The 21053-nt window shown below is 32.7% G+C and carries 43 protein-coding genes; all 43 read left to right on the top strand.

What is annotated here, in order from left to right; genetic code table 11:
- Positions 1-31: 31 nt before the first annotated feature.
- The 43 genes from BQ2679_RS05805 (at position 32) to BQ2679_RS05590 (ending at position 21008) form a co-directional block, all read left to right on the top strand.
- A complete protein-coding gene (locus tag BQ2679_RS05805) occupies positions 32-814 on the top strand; it encodes a hypothetical protein (protein WP_075567275.1) in 783 nt (260 codons plus the stop codon).
- Positions 815-904: 90 nt separating this feature from the next.
- Positions 905-1078, top strand: coding sequence for a hypothetical protein (locus BQ2679_RS05800; protein WP_244491707.1), 174 nt, complete (start codon positions 905-907; stop codon positions 1076-1078).
- 28 nt (positions 1079-1106) lie between these two features.
- Positions 1107-1406: a MafI2 family immunity protein gene (locus BQ2679_RS05795; RefSeq protein WP_075567270.1), complete on the top strand. Its 300-nt coding sequence runs from the start codon at positions 1107-1109 to the stop codon at positions 1404-1406.
- Between the two features lie 265 nt (positions 1407-1671).
- Positions 1672-2361: a hypothetical protein gene (locus tag BQ2679_RS05785; protein ID WP_075567267.1), complete on the top strand. Its 690-nt coding sequence runs from the start codon at positions 1672-1674 to the stop codon at positions 2359-2361.
- Positions 2362-2434: 73 nt separating this feature from the next.
- Entirely contained in the window at positions 2435-2599 is a 165-nt protein-coding gene (locus BQ2679_RS05780) for an RHS domain-containing protein (RefSeq protein WP_244491706.1), read from the top strand.
- Positions 2600-2609: 10 nt separating this feature from the next.
- Entirely contained in the window at positions 2610-2885 is a 276-nt protein-coding gene (locus BQ2679_RS05775) for a hypothetical protein (RefSeq protein ID WP_075567261.1), read from the top strand.
- A 114-nt stretch (positions 2886-2999) separates the two neighbouring features.
- On the top strand, positions 3000-3221 hold the full coding sequence (locus BQ2679_RS05770; RefSeq protein ID WP_075567258.1) for a hypothetical protein: 222 nt from the start codon (positions 3000-3002) through the stop codon (positions 3219-3221).
- 17 nt (positions 3222-3238) lie between these two features.
- Positions 3239-3910, top strand: a complete 672-nt coding sequence (locus BQ2679_RS05765; protein ID WP_075567256.1) for a growth inhibitor PemK — start codon at positions 3239-3241, stop codon at positions 3908-3910.
- A gap of 96 nt (positions 3911-4006) precedes the next feature.
- Entirely contained in the window at positions 4007-4129 is a 123-nt protein-coding gene (locus tag BQ2679_RS11220) for an RHS domain-containing protein (protein ID WP_075568061.1), read from the top strand.
- A 197-nt stretch (positions 4130-4326) separates the two neighbouring features.
- Positions 4327-4713 carry an ankyrin repeat domain-containing protein gene (locus BQ2679_RS05755; RefSeq protein WP_075567253.1) on the top strand — a complete coding sequence of 129 codons (387 nt, stop codon included), beginning with the start codon at positions 4327-4329 and terminating at the stop codon, positions 4711-4713.
- Positions 4714-4770: 57 nt separating this feature from the next.
- Complete coding sequence (locus tag BQ2679_RS05750) at positions 4771-5538, top strand: hypothetical protein (protein WP_075567245.1); 768 nt, start codon at positions 4771-4773, stop codon at positions 5536-5538.
- A 280-nt stretch (positions 5539-5818) separates the two neighbouring features.
- Entirely contained in the window at positions 5819-6100 is a 282-nt protein-coding gene (locus BQ2679_RS10655) for a hypothetical protein (RefSeq protein WP_075567242.1), read from the top strand.
- Positions 6101-6113: 13 nt separating this feature from the next.
- The gene (locus tag BQ2679_RS05740; protein ID WP_075567240.1) at positions 6114-6455 is read left to right on the top strand and encodes a hypothetical protein; all 342 of its coding nucleotides are present in this window, start codon (positions 6114-6116) and stop codon (positions 6453-6455) included.
- Positions 6456-6576: 121 nt separating this feature from the next.
- Positions 6577-6954, top strand: a complete 378-nt coding sequence (locus tag BQ2679_RS05735) for a DUF4265 domain-containing protein (RefSeq protein ID WP_075567238.1) — start codon at positions 6577-6579, stop codon at positions 6952-6954.
- Positions 6955-7136: 182 nt separating this feature from the next.
- Positions 7137-7715, top strand: coding sequence for an Imm26 family immunity protein (locus BQ2679_RS05730; RefSeq protein ID WP_075567236.1), 579 nt, complete (start codon positions 7137-7139; stop codon positions 7713-7715).
- 160 nt (positions 7716-7875) lie between these two features.
- Positions 7876-7986, top strand: coding sequence for a hypothetical protein (locus BQ2679_RS11215; RefSeq protein ID WP_244491705.1), 111 nt, complete (start codon positions 7876-7878; stop codon positions 7984-7986).
- Between the two features lie 33 nt (positions 7987-8019).
- Entirely contained in the window at positions 8020-8487 is a 468-nt protein-coding gene (locus BQ2679_RS05720) for a hypothetical protein (RefSeq protein WP_075567232.1), read from the top strand.
- 227 nt (positions 8488-8714) lie between these two features.
- On the top strand, positions 8715-9458 hold the full coding sequence (locus tag BQ2679_RS11060; RefSeq protein WP_244491704.1) for an RHS repeat domain-containing protein: 744 nt from the start codon (positions 8715-8717) through the stop codon (positions 9456-9458).
- 17 nt (positions 9459-9475) lie between these two features.
- Positions 9476-9892 (top strand): SMI1/KNR4 family protein, encoded by a 417-nt coding sequence (locus BQ2679_RS05710; RefSeq protein ID WP_075567230.1) that lies wholly within the window; start codon positions 9476-9478, stop codon positions 9890-9892.
- A 96-nt stretch (positions 9893-9988) separates the two neighbouring features.
- On the top strand, positions 9989-10312 hold the full coding sequence (locus BQ2679_RS11050) for an RHS repeat-associated core domain-containing protein (RefSeq protein WP_083237580.1): 324 nt from the start codon (positions 9989-9991) through the stop codon (positions 10310-10312).
- A 13-nt stretch (positions 10313-10325) separates the two neighbouring features.
- Positions 10326-10550, top strand: a complete 225-nt coding sequence (locus BQ2679_RS05700) for a hypothetical protein (RefSeq protein WP_075567228.1) — start codon at positions 10326-10328, stop codon at positions 10548-10550.
- Between the two features lie 100 nt (positions 10551-10650).
- On the top strand, positions 10651-10974 hold the full coding sequence (locus BQ2679_RS05695; protein ID WP_075567226.1) for an SEL1-like repeat protein: 324 nt from the start codon (positions 10651-10653) through the stop codon (positions 10972-10974).
- Positions 10975-11257: 283 nt separating this feature from the next.
- Positions 11258-11638: an SEL1-like repeat protein gene (locus tag BQ2679_RS05690; RefSeq protein WP_075567224.1), complete on the top strand. Its 381-nt coding sequence runs from the start codon at positions 11258-11260 to the stop codon at positions 11636-11638.
- A 52-nt stretch (positions 11639-11690) separates the two neighbouring features.
- Positions 11691-11927 carry a colicin E3/pyocin S6 family cytotoxin gene (locus BQ2679_RS05685; RefSeq protein WP_075567221.1) on the top strand — a complete coding sequence of 79 codons (237 nt, stop codon included), beginning with the start codon at positions 11691-11693 and terminating at the stop codon, positions 11925-11927.
- Positions 11924-12169: a DUF7683 domain-containing protein gene (locus tag BQ2679_RS05680; RefSeq protein ID WP_075567218.1), complete on the top strand. Its 246-nt coding sequence runs from the start codon at positions 11924-11926 to the stop codon at positions 12167-12169. Before BQ2679_RS05685 ends, BQ2679_RS05680 begins: the two co-directional genes overlap by 4 nt.
- Positions 12132-12323, top strand: coding sequence for an RHS repeat domain-containing protein (locus tag BQ2679_RS11210; RefSeq protein ID WP_075567216.1), 192 nt, complete (start codon positions 12132-12134; stop codon positions 12321-12323). The genes BQ2679_RS05680 and BQ2679_RS11210 overlap by 38 nt, the downstream gene beginning before the upstream one ends.
- Positions 12286-12606, top strand: coding sequence for a hypothetical protein (locus BQ2679_RS05670; protein WP_075567214.1), 321 nt, complete (start codon positions 12286-12288; stop codon positions 12604-12606). The genes BQ2679_RS11210 and BQ2679_RS05670 overlap by 38 nt, the downstream gene beginning before the upstream one ends.
- 22 nt (positions 12607-12628) lie before the next feature.
- On the top strand, positions 12629-13006 hold the full coding sequence (locus BQ2679_RS05665) for a DUF4279 domain-containing protein (protein WP_159427233.1): 378 nt from the start codon (positions 12629-12631) through the stop codon (positions 13004-13006).
- Between the two features lie 96 nt (positions 13007-13102).
- The gene (locus BQ2679_RS05660) at positions 13103-13555 is read left to right on the top strand and encodes a hypothetical protein (protein ID WP_075567210.1); all 453 of its coding nucleotides are present in this window, start codon (positions 13103-13105) and stop codon (positions 13553-13555) included.
- Positions 13556-13624: 69 nt separating this feature from the next.
- Entirely contained in the window at positions 13625-14209 is a 585-nt protein-coding gene (locus tag BQ2679_RS05655) for a hypothetical protein (RefSeq protein ID WP_075567201.1), read from the top strand.
- Between the two features lie 23 nt (positions 14210-14232).
- The gene (locus BQ2679_RS05650) at positions 14233-14511 is read left to right on the top strand and encodes a DUF7710 domain-containing protein (RefSeq protein WP_075567198.1); all 279 of its coding nucleotides are present in this window, start codon (positions 14233-14235) and stop codon (positions 14509-14511) included.
- Positions 14512-14706: 195 nt separating this feature from the next.
- Positions 14707-14979, top strand: a complete 273-nt coding sequence (locus BQ2679_RS05645; RefSeq protein ID WP_244491702.1) for an RHS domain-containing protein — start codon at positions 14707-14709, stop codon at positions 14977-14979.
- A 70-nt stretch (positions 14980-15049) separates the two neighbouring features.
- Positions 15050-15436 carry a hypothetical protein gene (locus BQ2679_RS05640; protein ID WP_075567196.1) on the top strand — a complete coding sequence of 129 codons (387 nt, stop codon included), beginning with the start codon at positions 15050-15052 and terminating at the stop codon, positions 15434-15436.
- Positions 15437-15466: 30 nt separating this feature from the next.
- Complete coding sequence (locus BQ2679_RS05635) at positions 15467-16048, top strand: Imm26 family immunity protein (protein ID WP_075567194.1); 582 nt, start codon at positions 15467-15469, stop codon at positions 16046-16048.
- 195 nt (positions 16049-16243) lie between these two features.
- On the top strand, positions 16244-16444 hold the full coding sequence (locus tag BQ2679_RS10940; RefSeq protein ID WP_142324077.1) for an RHS repeat-associated core domain-containing protein: 201 nt from the start codon (positions 16244-16246) through the stop codon (positions 16442-16444).
- A gap of 387 nt (positions 16445-16831) precedes the next feature.
- The gene (locus tag BQ2679_RS05625; RefSeq protein WP_075567192.1) at positions 16832-17155 is read left to right on the top strand and encodes a hypothetical protein; all 324 of its coding nucleotides are present in this window, start codon (positions 16832-16834) and stop codon (positions 17153-17155) included.
- Positions 17155-17733: a hypothetical protein gene (locus BQ2679_RS11045; RefSeq protein ID WP_244491701.1), complete on the top strand. Its 579-nt coding sequence runs from the start codon at positions 17155-17157 to the stop codon at positions 17731-17733. The genes BQ2679_RS05625 and BQ2679_RS11045 overlap by 1 nt, the downstream gene beginning before the upstream one ends.
- Positions 17734-17842: 109 nt before the next feature.
- Positions 17843-18358, top strand: coding sequence for an SMI1/KNR4 family protein (locus tag BQ2679_RS05615; protein ID WP_075567191.1), 516 nt, complete (start codon positions 17843-17845; stop codon positions 18356-18358).
- Positions 18349-19227, top strand: coding sequence for an RHS repeat-associated core domain-containing protein (locus BQ2679_RS11140; RefSeq protein ID WP_209444058.1), 879 nt, complete (start codon positions 18349-18351; stop codon positions 19225-19227). Before BQ2679_RS05615 ends, BQ2679_RS11140 begins: the two co-directional genes overlap by 10 nt.
- A gap of 194 nt (positions 19228-19421) precedes the next feature.
- Positions 19422-19748 (top strand): YwqJ-related putative deaminase, encoded by a 327-nt coding sequence (locus tag BQ2679_RS11205; protein ID WP_083237577.1) that lies wholly within the window; start codon positions 19422-19424, stop codon positions 19746-19748.
- A 1-nt stretch (position 19749) separates the two neighbouring features.
- Entirely contained in the window at positions 19750-20241 is a 492-nt protein-coding gene (locus tag BQ2679_RS05600; protein WP_075567187.1) for a hypothetical protein, read from the top strand.
- A gap of 127 nt (positions 20242-20368) precedes the next feature.
- Positions 20369-20524: an RHS domain-containing protein gene (locus BQ2679_RS10855; RefSeq protein ID WP_244491700.1), complete on the top strand. Its 156-nt coding sequence runs from the start codon at positions 20369-20371 to the stop codon at positions 20522-20524.
- A 151-nt stretch (positions 20525-20675) separates the two neighbouring features.
- Positions 20676-21008, top strand: a complete 333-nt coding sequence (locus tag BQ2679_RS05590; RefSeq protein WP_075567183.1) for a hypothetical protein — start codon at positions 20676-20678, stop codon at positions 21006-21008.
- The last annotated feature ends 45 nt before the right edge of the window (positions 21009-21053 follow it).

The following is a 21053-nucleotide window of genomic DNA, read 5'->3' as shown; positions in this document are numbered from 1 at the left end:
CTATAATTATGAAAAGTAAGGAATTTATTCAATGATTTTTAAAAAAACTAAAGGAGAGAAATTTAAAAATTTCTCTATAACTCTTTTAAAAAGAAATGATATTAACAATTTCTCAAATACAGATAATTGGTTTTTAGAAAATATAATTCAAATTGATAAATTATACATAAATGAATTTAACTTAAGACTAGATGATATTGATATAAATTTTGGAAACTATCAATCTAGTTCGATTGAAAATACCTTAAAAAAAATGAAACAGAAAAATTTATCATTCTTTTCAGCTCAAGCAAAAAAAATAGATAAAATTTTAATCCTGTACGACAACCCTTTTTTAAATCAATTAGATTTAAATTCTAATAATGTATATGAAGCAAAATTTATAATTATGTGCCCATATAAATATAAAGAGTTGTTAGTAAATTTTATTACTAATAATGTAAATCTTGATGCTTGGGATTATGGCTACGGTATGGGATTGCTAGAAAACCAAACACTTGATGGTTCTAAAATTAAATCCACAATATTCTCAAGCGAAAATATACCATTGTTTGCAGAAAAAATATGGGACAACAAGTTATTAACAAATGGTTCATTAGCCGAAAAAGGTTTTGTTAAAGATATTTATGAACTTAATATTCTAAATCATAAACAGGCTGAAAATATTAATTTGACAAGTTTCTTAAATAGAGGAATTGGAAGTTATTCTATAAAAAATGAAAAATATATTTGGACATTGAACTTTACTGAAATTGATTCAGTAAAAAGTGCACTTAGTTCAACCCCTTTCCTGCTTTCAATGACGAAAGAATAAATATTACTGGCCTTCGGCAATATGGCAGCAAACCGTAGCCCGCACAAAACCTCCAATCCTGATGTAGGGCATTACGGTACACACGAACCCTTGGCACAAGTCTGCGACTTGACAACCGCAGAAGGCGAAAGCCAACAACAAATCCACTACTTCCACTGCGACCAAATCGGCATCCCAAGAGAGATAAGACTCGACAGAATGGGGAATAATTCATTCATCCCAAAAGAAGCCCTTATTGTTCCTACATTGCCTGATATAACATAAATTCTATATTTTATTGGAGAAATTAATTATGAAAAAACAAGAAATTATTTTAAGTATGCAAACGGCTTTTCTTGGGGCAATTTGTAACAAAGTCAGACTTATTGCATTTGATATGACTGAAGAATTATTTACTCTTTATGTATATATTGATTCACCACTGACAGATGATGAGTATGAAGCAATATATAGTGCTGTTACAGATGTATTGGCTGATTTTCCAAATTTTCTATATGAAAAAATATATATTATTGAAAATAATGATAATATTCTTTTATTGAATACATATAAAGGATGTTTTTTTATGAGATTTGAAAATAAATTTGATTAAATAACTCTTACCCCTACCATTCAAGACAACTGCCTGAAAACCTACAACGGTACAAGTTACTACTACGACGACCTCGGAAACCTCATCCACCGCGAACTGACCGACGACGAAGTGCAGAACTATTTATACGACCTGCATGACCAACTGGTCGTAGTGCAAATGCAAATACATAAAGAAAAGGAGGAAGAACTATTCTAACTTCTAAAGGCAAAGTTTTTAATGTAAATGGAAGTGATATAACATTTATTTTATTGAGGTATAAAAAATGAAGAAAAAAATATTAAATAGCTTCTGCTCATATTTAGAATCTAACCATATTTCATTTAAAAAACACGATTGTATTATTTCACTCTTTTTTAATGACATTTTTTTTGGAAATATTAATTTCCAATTTAAAAAAGGTAAGCATGTAAAAATTGGGGCATTATGCTCATTTTCTATTGTTTCTTATATAAATGAGAAAAATATTCTAGACCAAAAATTTATAGAATTAAGTACAACTATCCCAAAATTTTATCCTGAAATAAACGATATTTTTGATGAAAATGACACACCAAGTAATTTTAAAGTACATGGTTCAGAACTTGGAAAATTTGATTCTATTTTTAAAGATTTTGGCATTATTTCTTTATATCCAGAAACATCCGAAAATGAAATAAATGAGATAATTATTGCCATATTCGATAATTATGTGTTGCCAATGAAAAATTATTATTTTGGAAGTAATTTAGCAATAGAGGATATTTTAAAAAATCCTTCCTCATATAAATACCCACTATCTACAATTTTACTAATAAGTCATTTACACAACTTGGAAATTAATAATTTCGTAAACATAAAAAATCCTAGAAAATTCCCTGACTCAAAGAATATATCTAAAATTTTAGATTTATTATTCGCACATAAAAAAAATATTGAGATACACAATGATAACAATAGTAAAAATGACCACTAGATTGAGTTAGCAAGTCGTAGCCCGCACGAAACTTCCAATCCTGACGTAGGGCATGTGCGGTACACACGAACCCTTGGCGCAGGTATGCAACTGGACAACTGAAGACGTTGAAAGCTGCCAACAAACCCACTACTTCCACTGCGACCAAATCGGCATCCCACGTGAAATGACTGATGATAAAGGCGACCTGGTTCAGGGATTATTACGGATGGGAAACAAGTGCGTATTGATATTATAGGAGAATAGATATGTTAAATTTAAATAATTTACAAACAAAAGGATATGATGAACTTATTGAAATTGATGGAGAGGTTGTTTATCAAGTATTTGCTATTAAGAAAAATAATGGAACTTATATCACATATTACTATACAGTACCAAAAAATAAATTGGATCAGGCTGAAGATTATGAGATAGAAGAATTTAATGAATTTAATGAACTTGAATTAGCTATAAAACATATTCAATCAAAAGGAGCTAATCTATCAAGATTTAATACATTTAAAGGTAACAAACCTCTTTAAGACCTTTTTTAGACCATAGGTTGGATCGAGCCCCAACAAAACATCAAGGTCGTCTAAAATCAATTCTCAGACGACCTTCCCTATGATTTTTATCCCAAAAATACTGACAAAGGTATGCCTGGGAAAATCTATTTTATTGGGGTAAAATATAATACAGGACGATTAACAAAAGGTCAAAAGAGATCAGGGTTATTCAATTTGAAAAGACTGCACAATGCTGGAGGAAAATATCCGAAGGCTACATATATGGTTTCAACAAAAAATAAGGATAAGCAAACGGATGTGGCTTCATCCAAAGCCGTTGCTCGCTTTATGACTTTAGTATTCAAAGATTGATTTTAAGGACGATAATTATGAAAAGTAAAGAATTTATTCAAGGTCTTATTGAATATTTAAAAAATAATTTAAATATTCCTGATGCTAATTTTCTAAAAGATAGGATTAAATTTAAAAAAGGAAAATATGTTTATGGTGAAATATCCTTTAGCAATTCTCGTACTTTCGAGGGGGTCATACTTCACCTATATGCATACAATTCTGAAATGGGAAATTTTTTCTCCCAAAATGTTCCTCCTTATGATAAATCGTCAAATCCATATGATTTAGTATTTGTCCAACCATCTATCTCGCAGGCGCATTTTTTTAAAGCTCCCCCTATTACCTCATTTCCTTATGGAGATACCATTAAATTACCTGAATCTGAGAATGACGCAAAAAACATCTATCCAGATGTATTAAAGCATTTGCAGCAAGATCATATTCCAATCATTATGGCCTTCCATTCTGGTAGCAAAGAAGTTTTAAAATATTTAGCACTTTATCCAGAGGCTTTTCGTTTTAAAGCGTTAACCGCTATTTTTATTATAAATAAGAATGAATTACCACTAAATGATCCTTTAATACAGAATATTTTATTGTTTGATAAAAAAGTATTAGAAAATGATAAGGGATTGTTTAGCAAGCATGATTTGATCTTCATGGAAAATTCTTTTGACCAAAAATTAAAACAACAAATTATGCAATAATTAGTCCTTGTAACAAGCTGTAGCCCGCACAAAACCTTCAATCTTGACGTAAGGTGTTGCGGTACGCACGTACACGGTTTCACCTATCTAAACCACATCAACGAAGACGGAGAAAGCGGCCAACAAACCCACTACTTCCACTGCGACCAAATCGGTATACCGCACGAGATGACCGATAAGGATGGCAATCTGGTTTGGTTAGGCAACTACACCGGCTAGGGTCGTATGAAATATTTATTCCGTAACAATCTAAGCCAAAACCGCCTATGAATACGGCCAGGATGGTCATGCTCAAAAAATACAAGAACGTAAAAACAGATTAAACAATCTAAAAAGAGCATAAAGAATATTGTGTCACGAGTAATAAATAAAATCCAGATATTAAATTTATCAACTTACAACTATAGGTATTGTTAATGAAAAAAGAATTATTATGTATTTTAAAAAAATATGAAACGCATCCTGATTTTTTAGGTGACACTATTGAAGATATAAATCAAGTAGGAGGTATGAATGATACAGTTTTACATATTGCTGCCAGAAATAATTCTTTAGATGATGCTCTTGTATTTCTTAAAAATGGGGCATTGATTGATCTTAAAGGGGACTTAGGATATACACCGCTACATTATGCATGCATGTTTGGAAATATAGAAATGGTGAAATTACTCCTTGACAATGGATCTGATAAAAATATACAAAATGAATTTGGAGAAAATGCCGTTAGAATTGCAATTAACTCATCCAGCAAAAATAAAGAGAAGATAGTAAAACTATTAAATAATTTTAAAAAACGTAAATAAAAAATAGATAATAAATCAATCAGATGGTGCCATACCTTAAAATGTAGAAAGTAAGACATGAAAAAAAACAATCTAATTTTATTAATTAAAAATCAAATGTCAGATAAACAAAAAAATGAAAATGCCTTACATTTAAATACACTTTTACTAAGTTCAATAGAAAATCCTAGTATAGATAATGATTGTTTCATAGAATTATTTAGCTATTATTCTAATATATCCCAAGGAGAAGTGAGTGAACTATTTAATATACTGCAATCTTTAACAAAAGATGAAATCAATATCATTTATGATTTTTTAGAATATATTTCAAAGTTTGTCAAAGACTTAGGAGTATATTGTGAATTTGAAAAATTCTTTACGGAGGTAAAATATATACAAGAACGAAATTATCTAGAGGAAAAAATTAGGACTACTTTTCCAGTTTTCAAAGTTGATAAAAACAATATCATAAGTTTTGATGATAGTGATAACTTTTATATATTTTCTATAATGCAACTATCTACTAAAACTTGGATTGAGATAACATACGATGATTTTCTCTCAATACTTGAATCACTAGAGTGGCAAGCTTATACTAATAAGGCTATATTATATTTTACTCCTTGCTGTTTAAAATATATTTTTTCTAATTTATCTAAATTTCATTTATATGGTTACGTTGTTGATTTTTTATATATTGCCCTAAGAAACCAAAGTACGATATTTAACACTACTCAAATCAACTTAATCATTGATTTTTTAAAATTAATCCAGAATTTTAACCAGGAAATTAGTGTCGAAACACAAAAAAAAATAACAAATACTATCCAACTTTATTTATAACTTCCGAGACGCAAGGGCATACTTTCCCATACCGCCACCAAACCAGCCTGGCTGATGCGCCATTCTTCCTCACTTACAATGAGCAAACGCTATATCGTGCGCACCGGCGATATGTTCCATATGAACGGCAAGTTCAATAAAAGATCCCCCCATCCAATCTGACCAAGACCCAATTAGGTTGCTAGGGGGCTTTAGCCTTTATCAACTTGCATCGAATACGTAAGGATGGGGTGATTGGTTAGGTCTATCCAAAAAATTAACTAAAGGTATCGTATATCGAATGGGTTCAGCCACTGATAATAATTTAACTCCAAGACCTGGGAAGGATACTGAAAGTGGCCTATCTACATCAATGGATAAACCTATTGGAAAATGCCAAGCAATTGATGTTTCAAAACTTGAAAAATCAGGACTTGAGGCCATTAATGATCATGGAAATCATGTATTCATTCGGTCAACTAATGACCCTGGTTTTATAAAATTGAAGGAATGGGCTTCTACTAGGGGAACAGATGTCACACATTCATTCACGCAAGCAGTCAAAAATGCAATAATTAAATAAACGGAGGTTTAAAATGGAAATTAATAAAATAATTGAACATTTTACAAAATTAAGAGAAACTCAAGCTTCAAATGATAAAATTCTTAAAGCGGATTTAGATATTTACTTAAAACAATCTAGTTTAAGAATTGTATTCAGTCTACTTTTAAAGGAAAATATTCTTATATACGACGATAATGATGAAATAGTTTTAGAGTTATTTATAAATCGAGAGAATTCAAAAGGAATGGTTGATATATCTGACTCAAGAGGATATTATTTTTTCAAAGACAAAGAAATAAATATTTGCCATGAAAATATTAGTTATTTGGAAGAATTAATATATGATTCTATAAAGGATATTACTAAAGTTTAACTTAAGCAAGTGCGAATTGTTAAATCAAAATCCTACAGTAGGTAGCAAGGTTATATAAGGTAATGAAAATGAAAAAGCTTTTTTTAATCTAGAAGTAATTGATGGTTATCCTCCAGTATCTATGGAAAGCATTTGGGCAGAAGTGACTGAAGAAGGCTATCTTAAAATAAATAATATTCCTTTTTATAGCAAAGAAATCTCTCTAGGTGATATTGTTAGTGGAATACAAACGGAAGAAAATTACTTATTCTATGATAAAACGAAAATTCATAGTCAAAATAGTACATTGCGGATTGTTTTCTTTAATGAAAATCAGAAATTTAAAGATAAAATACTAACGAAACTAATCGATCTTGGAAGTGAGTATGAAGCATTTAATGTAAATTTCTATGCTATAAACATCCCAATTCAAGTAGATATAGAAGAAATATATCTTTTCTTAGATGAGTTTGTGGAAACTGACGATTTAGATTATGACACAGGGTATTTGGCACAATAATTTACGCAAGCTATAACTTGCGTAATATCGCAATATGTAGAAAATTCTAGCATTATTTACACAGAAGGATAGAACCATGAAAACAATCATAAGATTTATATCAAAATTCGAAAAAAATGTCCTAATAATCCTATTTTGTAATAGGACCGTACATTTTCACTAATTTTAAAGGAAATTACAATATGAATAACTTAAAAATTTTAGGATGGAACAAAAAACCTAAAACTTTGTATAGATATATTAAAGAAGGGGATATTTTTGCATTTCAAATAAAAATAGACCTATTTGGTTTCGGTCGTATTTTAGCAAAAAATCCATTAGGTGTAGCTGCAGAGATATTTGATATCTTTCAACCCCATCCGGATGATTTATTTAAAAATTATGATTATGATAAACCATCTATACTGTTTATAACAATATTAGATGCACATTCTTTATTCCAAGAAAAATTAGATACTGAATGGCGCATCATTGCTAAAGATACTGATTATGATAATCCTTATGCTGATATTTATACATCTGTTAACCCTATCATGAAAATTATGCATAATCCTGATTTTTCTAAAAAGATAGAAATTACAAAAGAAGAGGCAGTTTCTACAATAAAACAATTCCCTTGGAAAGATGAGTTTCCACGTCATCATTACCATATATTAGAGTTACTTATTAAGTGTAAGCCTGAATTATTCACACTTCCTTTATTAAACTTTATGGGATTTGAAAAGTTTATTTTAGACACCCTTTCGAAATACAAAAAATAATAAAGCAAGTCGTAGCCTGCATGAAACTTCCAATCCTGACATAGGGCATTACGGTACACACGAACCTTTAGCACAAGTCCACGACTGGACAACCGAAGACGGTGAAAGCTGCCAACAAACCCACTACTTCCACTGCGACCAAATCGTCATCCCGAGAGAGATGACCGATAAGGACGGCAACCTCTTATGGTTCGGCAACTACACTGGCTGTGGTCGTCTGAAAGAGGAAACCAAGGTAACGGATAGCACATACCAACCCTCACACAGGTAGTGTATTATTAAAAAATTTGAAAGGAACCAGCACATGGTAACAGGATTAGAAATCATAAATTTAATTCAATCTCATGAATACAAAAGATTATTAGATAAGGCTGAACATGATTATAAAATTAAAATTTATGACAATGACGACAGTATTTCACAAGAATGTAATTCTGTTGCTTATGAAATTAATAAATCAGGATTAACACCTGAGTTAATATTAGATTTTATTATGGAAAACGATAAATTAGTTTTTGTTTTCTCAAAATTAAAAATATCAAAATTGTCAGAGAATTACTGTGACTTTGAGGAAGATGAAGAAAATAGTGATGATATTATTTTAATTGGTCAGGCTAAGACTTTCCTCATTGTAAACTCTATAGAAATTTTACTATTGAGAAAATCAGAAATAGATTTAACAAATTTTTTGAAAGCAATTAAGATCCCTTCTTATAAAAAATATGCAAAAGAGTTATTTGAATTTTACCAAGAGAGCCTAAAGATATATTAAAACTTTTACTACTCTATCTATATTTTGATATCTTTATTATATCTCCTGACAAGCATAGACTGGGTTAAGTCCCAACAGTGTAGTAAGGTCGTCTAAAAAACGAAGAAGCTTCAGACGGCCTCGAAAATGCCACTGGATTCGTTTGGGACGACAGCCATCTCTCACAGGAAATCCATTCGGACGGCAGGTATACCTATATCTACACCGACCCCGACAGCTACGAACCCTTGGCACAGGTACATAACCGGACCAACGAAGACGGCGAAAGCCGACAACAGACCCACTACTTCCACTGTGACCAAATCGGCATCCCGCGTGAGATGACTGATAAGGACGGCAACCTCTTGTGGTTCGGCAACTACACCGGCTGGGGTCGTCTGAAAGAAGAAACCAAGGTAACGGATAACGCATACCAGCCGTTCCGCCTGCAAAACCAGTACGCCGACCGTGAAACGGGGTTGCATTACAACTTCTTCAGGTATTATGAGCCTGATGCGGGTCGGTTTGTGAATCAGGATCCGATTGGACTGGCAAGCAACATAACTAACTTATATGAGTTTGCGCTCAACACGCAAGTATGGATTGACGTACTTGGTCTATGTGTATGTCTAGATGGTGGTTCCTTCAGTGATATGGACAAAAAGAAAAATACAAAAACAGTTGGTCATCATATGCCGCAAAATGCTTTCTTGAAAAATGAAAATATTTCAAGATCAGATGGACCATCAATCTTGATGACAAAAGAGGGGCATAAAAAGACACGTACATTTGCAGGTAGAGGGAAAAAAACCATGAAAGACGACGCAATTTTAAATTTTGAAGAACGATTTGCATTAGATATTAAAGATATTCAAGATTTGTTTCCTGATGATGAGGGGTGCAAAAAGGCTATTAAAAAAGCCATTCAATATGCAAAATCCCAAAAATGGATTGGCGATGAATTTGAGAAGATGTTTGGTTTTATTCGATAAAGTAAAGAGGTTTATTTATGAAAATTCCTGAAATTTATTTTCAACTTGTAAAAAAATTTAAAAATGGTGGCTCATTGAAAAGAAATTATGATCAATTTGAAAATCCATTGGACACTGAGTTAGGCACAATCTTTATCTCTAAAGAGCAGATTTATGCTGAAGGTGCAGAGATGTTAACGTATTTTGATGTAGATGAAGAATACCATACACAGCATAAATTATCAGATAATGAATTAAAATATTATCTTGGTGGTGCATACTCTTTAGAAAATTCGCTATGCTTTGCCACCGATGGCTCAGATTGCCCATTTTGCATGGATTTCACCAACTGTAACATTCCTGAGATTATTTATTGGGATGATGGAGTTTTACAATGGAGAAAAGTTGCAAATACAGTGGAAGATTTCTTTAATCTATTTAATCCAAATGAATAGTTAATTAATTTTCTACCCAATTAATTTCTTCTACTCATTCCGTCTACGTCTCCTTCCGTCCTCATTCCCGCCAGTATGCCAATCAAAATATAGGGGCTGCACTACAACTTCTTCAGGTATTATGAACCTGATGCGGGGTGGTTTGTTAATCAGGACCCGATTGGGTTGATGGGTGGAGAGAATTTGTATCAGTTTGCACCTAATACCCAAGTATGGGGCAATTGGTTAGGTTTAGCTGGAGTTGATATGAATTTATTCCCAAGTAATGAAAACATACACTCTTACGCTCAAAAAGTTGCCAATAAACCGAATACTTTCCAAGTAGGAGGCCATGGCAATCCTTCGTTGATGGTGGATGGGGCTACAGGTGAAAGATTAGATGCTAAAAAATTAGCAGCGAGAATTTTAAAAAAATCCTAACTATAAATCAGGTATGACGGTTGAGATTTTATCCTGTAATACAGGAAAAGGAGCCAACCCTCTTGAACAACAACTTGCTAATGAATTAAATACTACAGTTAAAGCACCAAATGAATATCTTTGGTTTTCAAGTCACGGGAAATTAACACCGATGAGAATGAAGGCTGTTCGCTCGCAAGATACAAGCAAACCAGTCACCATGAGAAGCTTTACTCCTCAAAGTAAAAAAAATAAGTAAGGATCATGCTAACTATGGAAATACTAAAAAATTTCTTTATTTTATTTTTGTTATTAACTCCTTTAATATCATGTAAACAACATCCGGAAAGAAACTTAAAATGACTAACTTTATATCAACAGGTAGTACTTATTGGATTTCAGATGAAGAAATTCAAATTCTCGAAAAGAACGCCACTAATGGAGATAAAAACTCAGCCTTCAAATTATATCAATACCACATGTTTGTATCTTTAGATCAAGATTTGGAATTTGAATGGCTAGAGATAGCAGCAAAAAATGGACATCCAATTGCCCAATCCAATTTAGCCGATTTATTTTTCACACAAGGTAATAAAGAAAAAGCCATATTTTGGGCTAAAAAGGCATATAGAAATGGTGCCAAACTACCAGACGAATTAAAAATATTGATAAATATCAATTAATTAATAAGATTTAGCGGATTATCGTTACAAACCTAAAACTTCTGGAGGGAAACCAGTAACATTAGTTGCTTGTCAAACAGGGAAAGGGGACAATTCATTTGCTCAAAAATTGGCTAATGAATTAAAAGCACCTGTACGTGGTGCAACAGAAAATGTTAGTGCAGTTACAGGAGAAGTATTAAATGGAGGTAAATATGTTACAATTAAGCCATAAAATCCTTAAATTTATTTTTTAAGTATTTTTCTAACGTCTTATAATAACTTATACAGTAAGGATAGAGACATGAAATCTAATGCCAACATTTCAATAAATGACAGTATGTATATTTCTAAAACTGATCTGGAAAAGTTAAGAATTGCTGCTTCCTCTGGCAATAGTCAAGCAGCATCAAAATTAGCGAATTATTTTGCTTTTTATGAATTTAACAATGATAAATTTATATTTTGGTTAATTCGATCAGCCGAATTAGGTAATACTCAAGCACAATATGATTTGGCCTATATATTCTTTGATCATTACAAAGACAGTAAAGACAAAAACAAATTAGACGAAGCGGAAAAATGGGCTCTACTTGCTCAAAAAAATGGGATGTCTATTACTAACCTACTCACTGATATACATAATGAAAAGCAGAATTCCAAACATAAACATGAAAACAAATAGTTAAAATAAAAAACTAACCAAGCTAGCGTATAAATCCCTGAGTAAAACTGGGGTGAATCAAGCAAGCCGTAGCCCGCACAAACCTCCAATCCTGACTTGGGGCTGCGGTACGCACGTACGCCATTTCACCTATCGAAGCCCCATCACTGGAGCCTGCATTCTAGAATGTGACTCTCAACATGGAGAAGTTGAAAAATATGATAAACGAGGAAAACACCTTGGCGCATTTTCCTCTAAGACTGGCAAACAATTAAAAGACCTTATTAAAAACAGAAGGATAGAACCGTGAAAAAAACCATCAGATTTATATCAAAATTCGAAAAAAATGGAGAAAAATTTATTGAGGTTATAAATTTTAAGAATGAACCATCTCTCGATTTCTTACAAAAAATTTGTCATGAAACTAGCTCGATGTATGAAGAATATTGGATATCAAATGAAGTTGCAAAAATAATCGAACCTTATTTATGCGAGAAATTAGACATAAATAATTATGACTACTTCTTGTCTTGCGAAGAAGATATTATTTAAGCAAAATTCAAAAATCATATTTATAGATAGCGCATACCAACCCTTCCGCCTGCAAAACCAGTATTGCGACCGTGAAACGGGGCTGCATTACAACTTCTTCAGGTATTATGAGCCTGATGCGGGTCGGTTTGTGGGGAGGAAGCAATTTTTATAACTATTCTCAAAATGTAAAAGCTTGGGTAGATTTATATAGATTGTCGTCTAGTTGTAATGACGGAGATACAAAAGATAGTAAACTAATTAACCAAAAAGAATTGAACCGGATTTTAGATCAAATAGGCACAGATCCACATGCGTTTAAAGGTGATTATGTTGGTAAACGAGCCGTATCTCATTATGATGTTTATAAACAAAATAAAACTGGAGAACATTTATTAAGAAGAAAAAATTCTTCTGAATTTATTAGAACAGGAATTGGTTGCAATGATGCTGAATAATTTAATTGAAGTAACATTTTATATGGAATCAAATGATTACATCAACATGAAAGAAATAGACAAAATACTTAATATTAAAAATGCTGAATTTTATAGCAAGGGAGATTTATTTACATCACCAAACCAAAAGATTCAATTTGTAATTGAACAATCTTACTATTCTTTTGGCATAGATAAAGAGGAAAATTTAAAGGAAAAAATTAATAAAATTATAAAAACAATAGAAAGCATAAAAAAGGATTTAAATTACGTATTTAAAAAATATAAACTAAATAAAGAGCTTATAATATACAGCTGGGGTACCGATGAGGCCACTCGTGAATATAAAATCTCCTTAAATCAAATTCAATTATTATCTGAGTTAGGTATAGAATTAAAAATCATTCATTATAGTTTTTAGTAAGCGTGGGTTAGGTCGAGTCCCACCAAATATCAAGGGTATCTGAAATCAATTTTCAGACAACCTTGTTTCATTTTTATTGAGGTGTTGTATGCTATGAATTTAGATGCAGTTAATCCAGAATTAGAATCAAAGATTAATGATTTAGTCTGTGAGGCTTATAATAAACCTTTTTTAGAACAAGAAAAGTTATTAAAAGAAGCATTTGAGCTAATACCCAAGCCAGTAACTCAATGGGCGCATCCAACGACAATGGTTACGATTGCTTTGTTTGAGTTGTATTATAAAAATCAAAAATATGAACAGGCTAAGGAATGGCTGAGTATTGCTTTAAGTGTCGCTGACTTAGGAACCACTAATGCAGGGACGTATCTGTTAGCTGGTATTTTTTATTATGACCTTGGAAAATATGATGAAGCTTATAAATATTTTGATATTGCTTATAATGATGCTGGATATTATCCATTTAGTATTGAGGACAAAAAATATTGGCAGTTTTATAAGCAGCGTAAAGACGAATTAAATCCTAAGAAAAAAACCAAAAAGTAAGATTGCACTGCACCTCAAAAATTAAAAAAAGCAGGTAAGAAACGCCCTTAAATTTTTAGGAGAATTTAAATGAAAAAAAATGGATACGTTAATTTTAACTTTTTAGATAGTAAACCCAATATAAATAATATATTAGTTGGGCTAGATTTAGACTATTCAAATAAAGTGATAGCGCCAGATGGTCATGAGTTAGCATTGGTTGCTTTTATACCAATTGAAAATCTATTAACTATTGCACCTCAATTTAAAACAGATTTTCAGAATATGGAATATAAAGATAAAGCAATTTACGTTTTTTCTTATTATGATAAAGAAGATTATTTTCTTGACTACATTACTGAAATTGACGATGCTATTCAAGGATACACGAGAGTTATCGTCGGAGATAAAAATCAGTTCAAGATTAACCTAGATAAATTTTATCCAATTAATCCTATTGAGAATTTAGATGAAATGAGTTTTTTAGGAGGACAACCTGAATATTTACAGCAAGAGAGTGATGATTTTCTAGAAAAATATATTTTCATAGGTCAAATCTTAGGAATGGATCTACCTGAAAAAATAAATGAAATTTTTTATCTAACTGAGAACATCGGATATATTTTTATAAATCCAGATCTATCTGGTGGATTATTCTTCGTACAAACAACTTAAACAAAACTAAAAAGGACATGACTATGAATGAATTTTACATGTGGGTTGTTCAAGGAAGCAGAGCAAGCTTCCCATCGGCTATCTTTTCATCTAAAGAAAAAGCTGTTCAATGGATAGAAAAATATAAAATTAGTGGAATGTTATCAAAGTACCCTATTGATATATCTATATACGATTGGACAATTATGAAAGGCTTCTTCAAACCCAAAAGAGATGAGCAAAAAACTCCCGACTTTATACAAAGCTTCTCAACTGTATATATTGAGGATTCTCAATATGTTGATGGAATTGAGGTAAATTAAAACACCAAAATTACTAATACAATCGACTGGCAAGATAAAATTGAATCATGTAGTAGCCGTAGGTTGGGTTAAGACACAATACACCTGCAAGGCCGTCTGAAAGACAAAGAAGTTTCGGAAACGTCATTCCCGCATGATTTGAGCGGGAACGGTCTCGAAAACCAAACCCGCTTCGTTTAGGACGGCAGCCACCTCTTGCAGGAAATCCACCCGGACGGCAGATATACCTATATCTACACAGATCAAGATTCCTACGAGCCTTTAGCGCAAGTCCACGATTGGACAACCGAAGACGGCGAAAACCGCCAACAGACCCACTACTTCCACTGCGACCAAATCGGTATCCCGCGTGAGATGACCGATAAAGACGGCAACCTCTTATGGTTCGGCAACTACACTGGCTGGGGTCGTCTGAAAGAGGAAACCAAGGTAACGGATAGCACATACCAGCCCTTCCTATTGGTTTAATGGTGGGGAGAATCTGTATTGGTTTGCGCCAAATTTTCAAATGTGGTTAGATCCCTTGGGATTTTAAAAATTGTCTGTTAATGGATTGTATAGGCCAGGGGATAGTAAACCTTTTTATATCTGTATTACGGATAATATAAAGACTCGTGCAAAACAACACAGGAAATCAGGAAGATTAGTTGGAACAGAACGCTTAGTAGAATTATATAACGATTTGGATTACGAAACCGCCCGTGGATATGAGGAAGGCTGTATTCGACAACATGGAACACTGACAGGAAAAAAACTTAAAAAAGGTCAGAAAAGTAATTTTAATCCTAAAAAAACTAAAACCAGAGGAAATAAATGTCATTCATTTGTTGAGAATAAGACCCGTAATGTTAAAAGACAAGAAGCAATGGTTGCGGGAAGAGACCATATTCTCAAAAATGGTTGTAAAAATCTTCCAATAATTTAACATTCTATACTATAGAAAAGGAAAAGTATTATGAAAATCTTTAATTGGGAAAAAAACAGAACTTTATATAGATATCTTAAGAATGGTGATTTATTTTGTTTTAAAATAGCTGATAAATTATTCGGTTACGGTAGAATAATCGCTAAAAATAAGCTTGGTGCCACTGTAGGAATTTTTGATTTGTTTACTTCAAGCCCAGTTGAGCCATTCGATTATAAAAATGCTGGGAATTACCCAATTCTATTCAAAACCGTTTTAGACTGTCATACCTTATTTGAATCAAAGCTAGAGTCAGACTGGCGGATAATTGCTCAAGATCCCGATTACCAAAATCCAACCCCAAGTGAAATTACTTCTATTAATCCTGCTATGGGATTGGCTCACAATGCAGACTTCTCCATCGAGCAAGAAATAGATGAAGAGGATGCTAGGCAAAAAATACTCAAAAGCATTGAATTGCTTGAAACACCCAATAGTCATTATCATATTTTAAGTTTTCTTATTCGTCGTAAACCAGAAATTTTTAATTTACCTATTGAATCATTTGCAGAATTTGGAGATTTTATTTCGGATGAGTTTCAAAAAATTCACCACCGGAATTTAAAAGTGTAAAAAGCAAGCCGTAGCCCGCACAAAACCTTCAGTCCTGATGACCCCTTGGCGCAAGTCCATGACTGGACAACCGAAGAAGTGGAAATCCATCAACAAACCCACTACTTTCACTGCTACCAAATCAGCATCTCGCGTGAGATGACCGATGATGAAGCTAATCTGGTTTGGTTCGGTAACTATACCGGCTAGGGTCGTCTGAAAAAGGACGGGCGGGTTTATAAGGATGCGCATCAGCCGTTTAGATTGCAGAACCAATACTTCGATGAAGAGACTGGGCTGCACTATAACCCGATACGCTATTACGAGCCTAATGCGGGTCGGTTTGTGAATCAGGAGCCGATTGGATTGTGGGGAGGGGAGAATTTATATGCTTTTGCGCCGAATACGCAGAAGTAGTTTGATCCGCTCGGATTATCTAATGCTCCAGGTGCCTGTAATAATCCATGTGATAATAATTCCTTAGATTGGACTTCTCATGGAGGAAAACATGTTCCCCCTAAAAATTCTGGTCTAAAATCCGAAAAGCTACAAAAAATGGTGAACCTGCAAAATATAAACCTAAAATTCATAGTGAATCATTAGAAAGAATAGCTTGAACAAAAGGAACTCCAGTTTCACCATTTGGAAAAAACGTACATTATAAAGTATATGATTCCGGAAAAATTATTGGTGCATCAGAAGGGATAGATACAACATACATACGAGTTGAATTCTCTCAAGGAGTAATACATGGACATCCAATTACAAAAAAAGAAAAGTTGAAAAGATTAGGAGCAATTTGAAATGGTACCTAAAATTGATTTTAAAGATGGCATTATTACTTATGACAATTTATTTTGGCTATTCAATAACACTAATGGATTAATCAATAAACTTGAATTTGAAGAAGATTTATTACAAGTACAGTTCTTTAATGAAAAATATATTTTAGATGTTGGGTGGTATCCCCATATCGGTAGAAAAGGAAAATTCAAAGTTTACGTAGTTAAAAATTGTGATTGGCAAAATCCATTATTTATAAAATCTGATAACACAATTAATGATTTAATTACCACTATAAAACAAGGAATTAAATGTATATATGATCATGAGCATATACAACAATAATGGCAGGTGAGGTAGGAAGTCTCAACAATTCCACAAAGTTATCCAACCTGATCCACCGCGAACTGGCCGACGGCGAAGTGCAGAACTATTTCTACGATCTGCATGACCAACTGGTTAAAGCCAAAATCTTCAAAAAAGAACTCGTAAAGCACCTCGCCCAGCTGGAAAAAAACTACAAACACCTCCACCTGAAAAATGTTAAGAAACAATATGATAAGGAATTGTTTATGGAAATTATTTCAATAAATACGTATTACAAAATAGAAGATGATATTCTTACTATTGCATTTGCAGATAGTAACAAACCTAACCCTGATAATTACTTAATCTTGCAAAGAGAAGTTGATGACTTAGAATACTATTATTATGAAATTAATAGTCAACAATATTCAGGGGTAGGTGGCTTCAAAAGAGTAGAAATTTATTCCAATAAATTAGTTATTTATTTTCAAGAGAAACAAAAAATCTATCAAAATAGTATTGAAAATCTAATTATTACTTATAAACCTGATAAAAGATTAAATGAATTTATTGAGTATATTTTTGGGGAATCTGATTGCGAAGTCGTAGTTTACTAAATTTAAAAAATAATGACGGCATAGCTACAATATCTAAAAAAAAATAAAAGGATTAGGAAAATATTGAAGGAAATATCTTTCTATCAAAAAAATTATGGAGGATACTTTTATGTTCAAATTAAAATTATTTCCCGAGGATTTTTTTAATATATGTATTAAGCGTAAAGTAGAAATTACAAAGTTAGATAAACTTCCTAAACTGGATAATAACTATTTGTTATTTATTACTAAGTATCAGGGGGTAGAGATAATACCTGATATTTCTCTTTTTAATTATGAAGAGGCTTTAAATGAAAATAGATACTTAGAGTGCCATTATCCCGAAATATCAAGGTGTTATTGGAGTATTGGACAAGCGGGACAGGGAGATGGATGGTTTTTAAATAAAATAGATAATACCATTTTTCATTATAATCATGATACTGGAGAATATACCAAATCTGGATTTACAAATTTAGGGATAGATTTCTCACAATTTATCCATTTGGCTCTCTTATACCGAGATTTAGAACACCTATTAGATGAGGGAGAGACACTTACGGATAATATAAAAACTGAGTTTATAAATTCAGTAAATAGTATAAGTAATAATTTGTTTAATGTTTATCCATTTAAATATTTTTAATTGGAATATTCAATAAATTTATTAAGCAAGTCGTAGCCCGCGCAAAGCCTTCAGTCCTCCGGACACAGGGTAAACTCACCAGCCACTACGAACTCGACCCTTTAGGCCAGCTGAAAGAGGAAACCAAGGTAACGGATAGCGCATATCAACCCTTCCGTCTGCAAAACCAGTATTGCGACCGTGAAACAGGGCTGTACTACAACTTCTTCAGGTATTATGAGCCTGATGAAGGTCGGTTTGTGAATCAGGATCCGATTGGGTTGTGGGGTGAAGAGAATCTTTATGTATTTGGACGCAATACGCAACGATGGATCGACCCGTTTGGATTAGCAACAGTTGATACAACATTTAATATGGGAGGAGAAACTTTCCAAGGTGTCAACCCAACAGAGCGTGCTAACAGAAAGTCAGGAAAAACCGGATGTCGATTAGCAGGACCAAATAGTAATGAATATTCCATGCATGCAGAAATTGATGCCATGTTTAAAGCTTACAAAAATGTAAAGATTCATGTAACTAAGATAGGATTAGGATTTTATATGTATAATTCAAATTTTTACCATCTATGGCTTGGTCATTATAAAAGTATAGATGAATATGATAGATATGTAGGTATTAATCAAGCAAATACTTCAAACTTTGCACAAGATCTAGGCATACCTAATGAATACCCAAAATGGAATATGAATGGAAAAATAGCCTCTCTTCAACCAAATATTTCATATGCTCTACCTCTTGAAGAAATTTTTAAAGGCAGTCCCGTCAGAAAGCAAGATTATGATATAATTAAGAAAATATGTAGAGATATAAATTTATACGATCCAAACTCATATATATGGTATTTTAATGAACGACTTACTTTCAAGTAGGAACAAGTTTCGATAAATACAAATATATTGGTTACTTTGAGGCGGACAATGATTTCTTAGAAGCAAGGATAATTTTATATCCTCAATCATTTAGAAGAATATAAGTTATTTTAAGCAGTAGTAATAAGTTAGGTTAAGACCTAATAACTTCTGAGGTCGTCTGAAAATTTTCAGACGACCCATTCTCCTCCCCCCTGCTCCTGTTACGAAACCAAACTGGCCTTAGCACTGGAGAGGGGGGTAAAGGTATTACCCATCCTGTTGTTCAAGAAGCATACGATAATGTCCCCAATGATAAACGTTCTGATTCTCGTATGCATGGTAGATGTGCTGAAGCCGAGGCTCTCAATAAAGGGGCAGAAAAGGCAAATGTTACCAATATGGGAGAGCTTAGAAAATTAGCAAAAAATTCCGTCTCTACAGCAAACAGAAACGACAAAAAAGGAAAACCTATGCGTGCATATCCTTCCTGTAGCCACGTATTAAAAAATCTTGGAATTCGTGACGGTAACGGAGGTTAAAATGACTAAAGTAAATAGACCTGATGTTATAGCAGGACGAAAATTAACCGATACATTTGATATTGATGCCATGAATTATCATGACATTCAGATAATTACTCATGATTTTATCAAAAACGTACTTTTATCTAGCCCTTGTATTCATAATCAAATACCTGATACTTTAATAAAATTAGCAGAAAATACATGTAGTAAAATTCTATTGAATTTATCCAACGTCTTATCAAATGATGAATTGAAGAAGGAGCGTATAAGAGTTTGGAAAATTTATGATTCACAAACATCATCACATGAAAGAAACTTTACTCAACTTATACTAGGAGGGTTATCAGATGAAGAACAATTCACTGATGCACTTGAGAACTACGCTACAGTATCCGATATACTACTTCCCACTTTCTTTAATGTATATAAATTATGCGGACAGGAACTTTGTAAAAAATATCTAGAATTTCTATTGAATCATCCTATTTTAAGGAAATATCGTGTTTAACATGTTTGAACCAAAAGTTGGATATAATTATTGAATTTCCCCAAAGCAAGCCACAGCCAGCACACTTCCTACAATCTAGAGGTAGGAAGTGTGCGGTACACACGAACCTTTAGCACAAATCCGCTATTTGGCAACCGAAGAAGGCGGAAGCCGCCAACAAACCCACTACTTCCACTGCGACCAAATCGGCATTCCAAAAGAGATGACCGACATCCACGGCAATCTGTTGTGGTACGGCGAATACACTGCTTGGCGTCGCCTGAAAAAGGACGGGCGGATTTAACTTTTACCGATTTGCGCCGAATGTTCAAAGATGGATTGATCCACTGGGGTTAGAAAAAATAGATGGGCTTACTATTCACTACATGGAAATATTTGATAAAGCTGGAAAAATGAAGAATGTAACTGACTTCAAATTCAAATAAGAGGATTATATGAATAAATTTATTTATAAAAAAGATCAAAATTATACTGACCACTGGGAATTTTGCAATCAAAATAAATATCCATTTATTACAATTAATAATATTGATAATGGTTTTAGTGAGCTTTTTTTTGACATAACTAATATAAGTAATAAATTAGAAGATATTTCTAATTCTATAAAAGAAATATCTTCTTGCTATAATAATTTTTTTCTAGTTCCTAGCTACATATTAGAAAGATATGAATCTCAATATTATTACTTTAAATTTCCCGTTATAAATAACCACGCAGAACTTATTGCGAACCAGTTATTTGATTATTTACTTGAAAACATAAGTTAAAGCCTACTGTTACTAAAGAAGATCAATCATTTCTACTAAGTCAAA

The organism is Streptococcus timonensis (genome assembly GCF_900095845.1).
GTDB classification, from domain to species: Bacteria; Bacillota; Bacilli; order Lactobacillales; family Streptococcaceae; genus Streptococcus; species Streptococcus timonensis.
The sequence above is the reverse complement of the archived record's forward strand: the minus strand, read 5'-3'. Positions and strand labels throughout refer to the sequence as shown.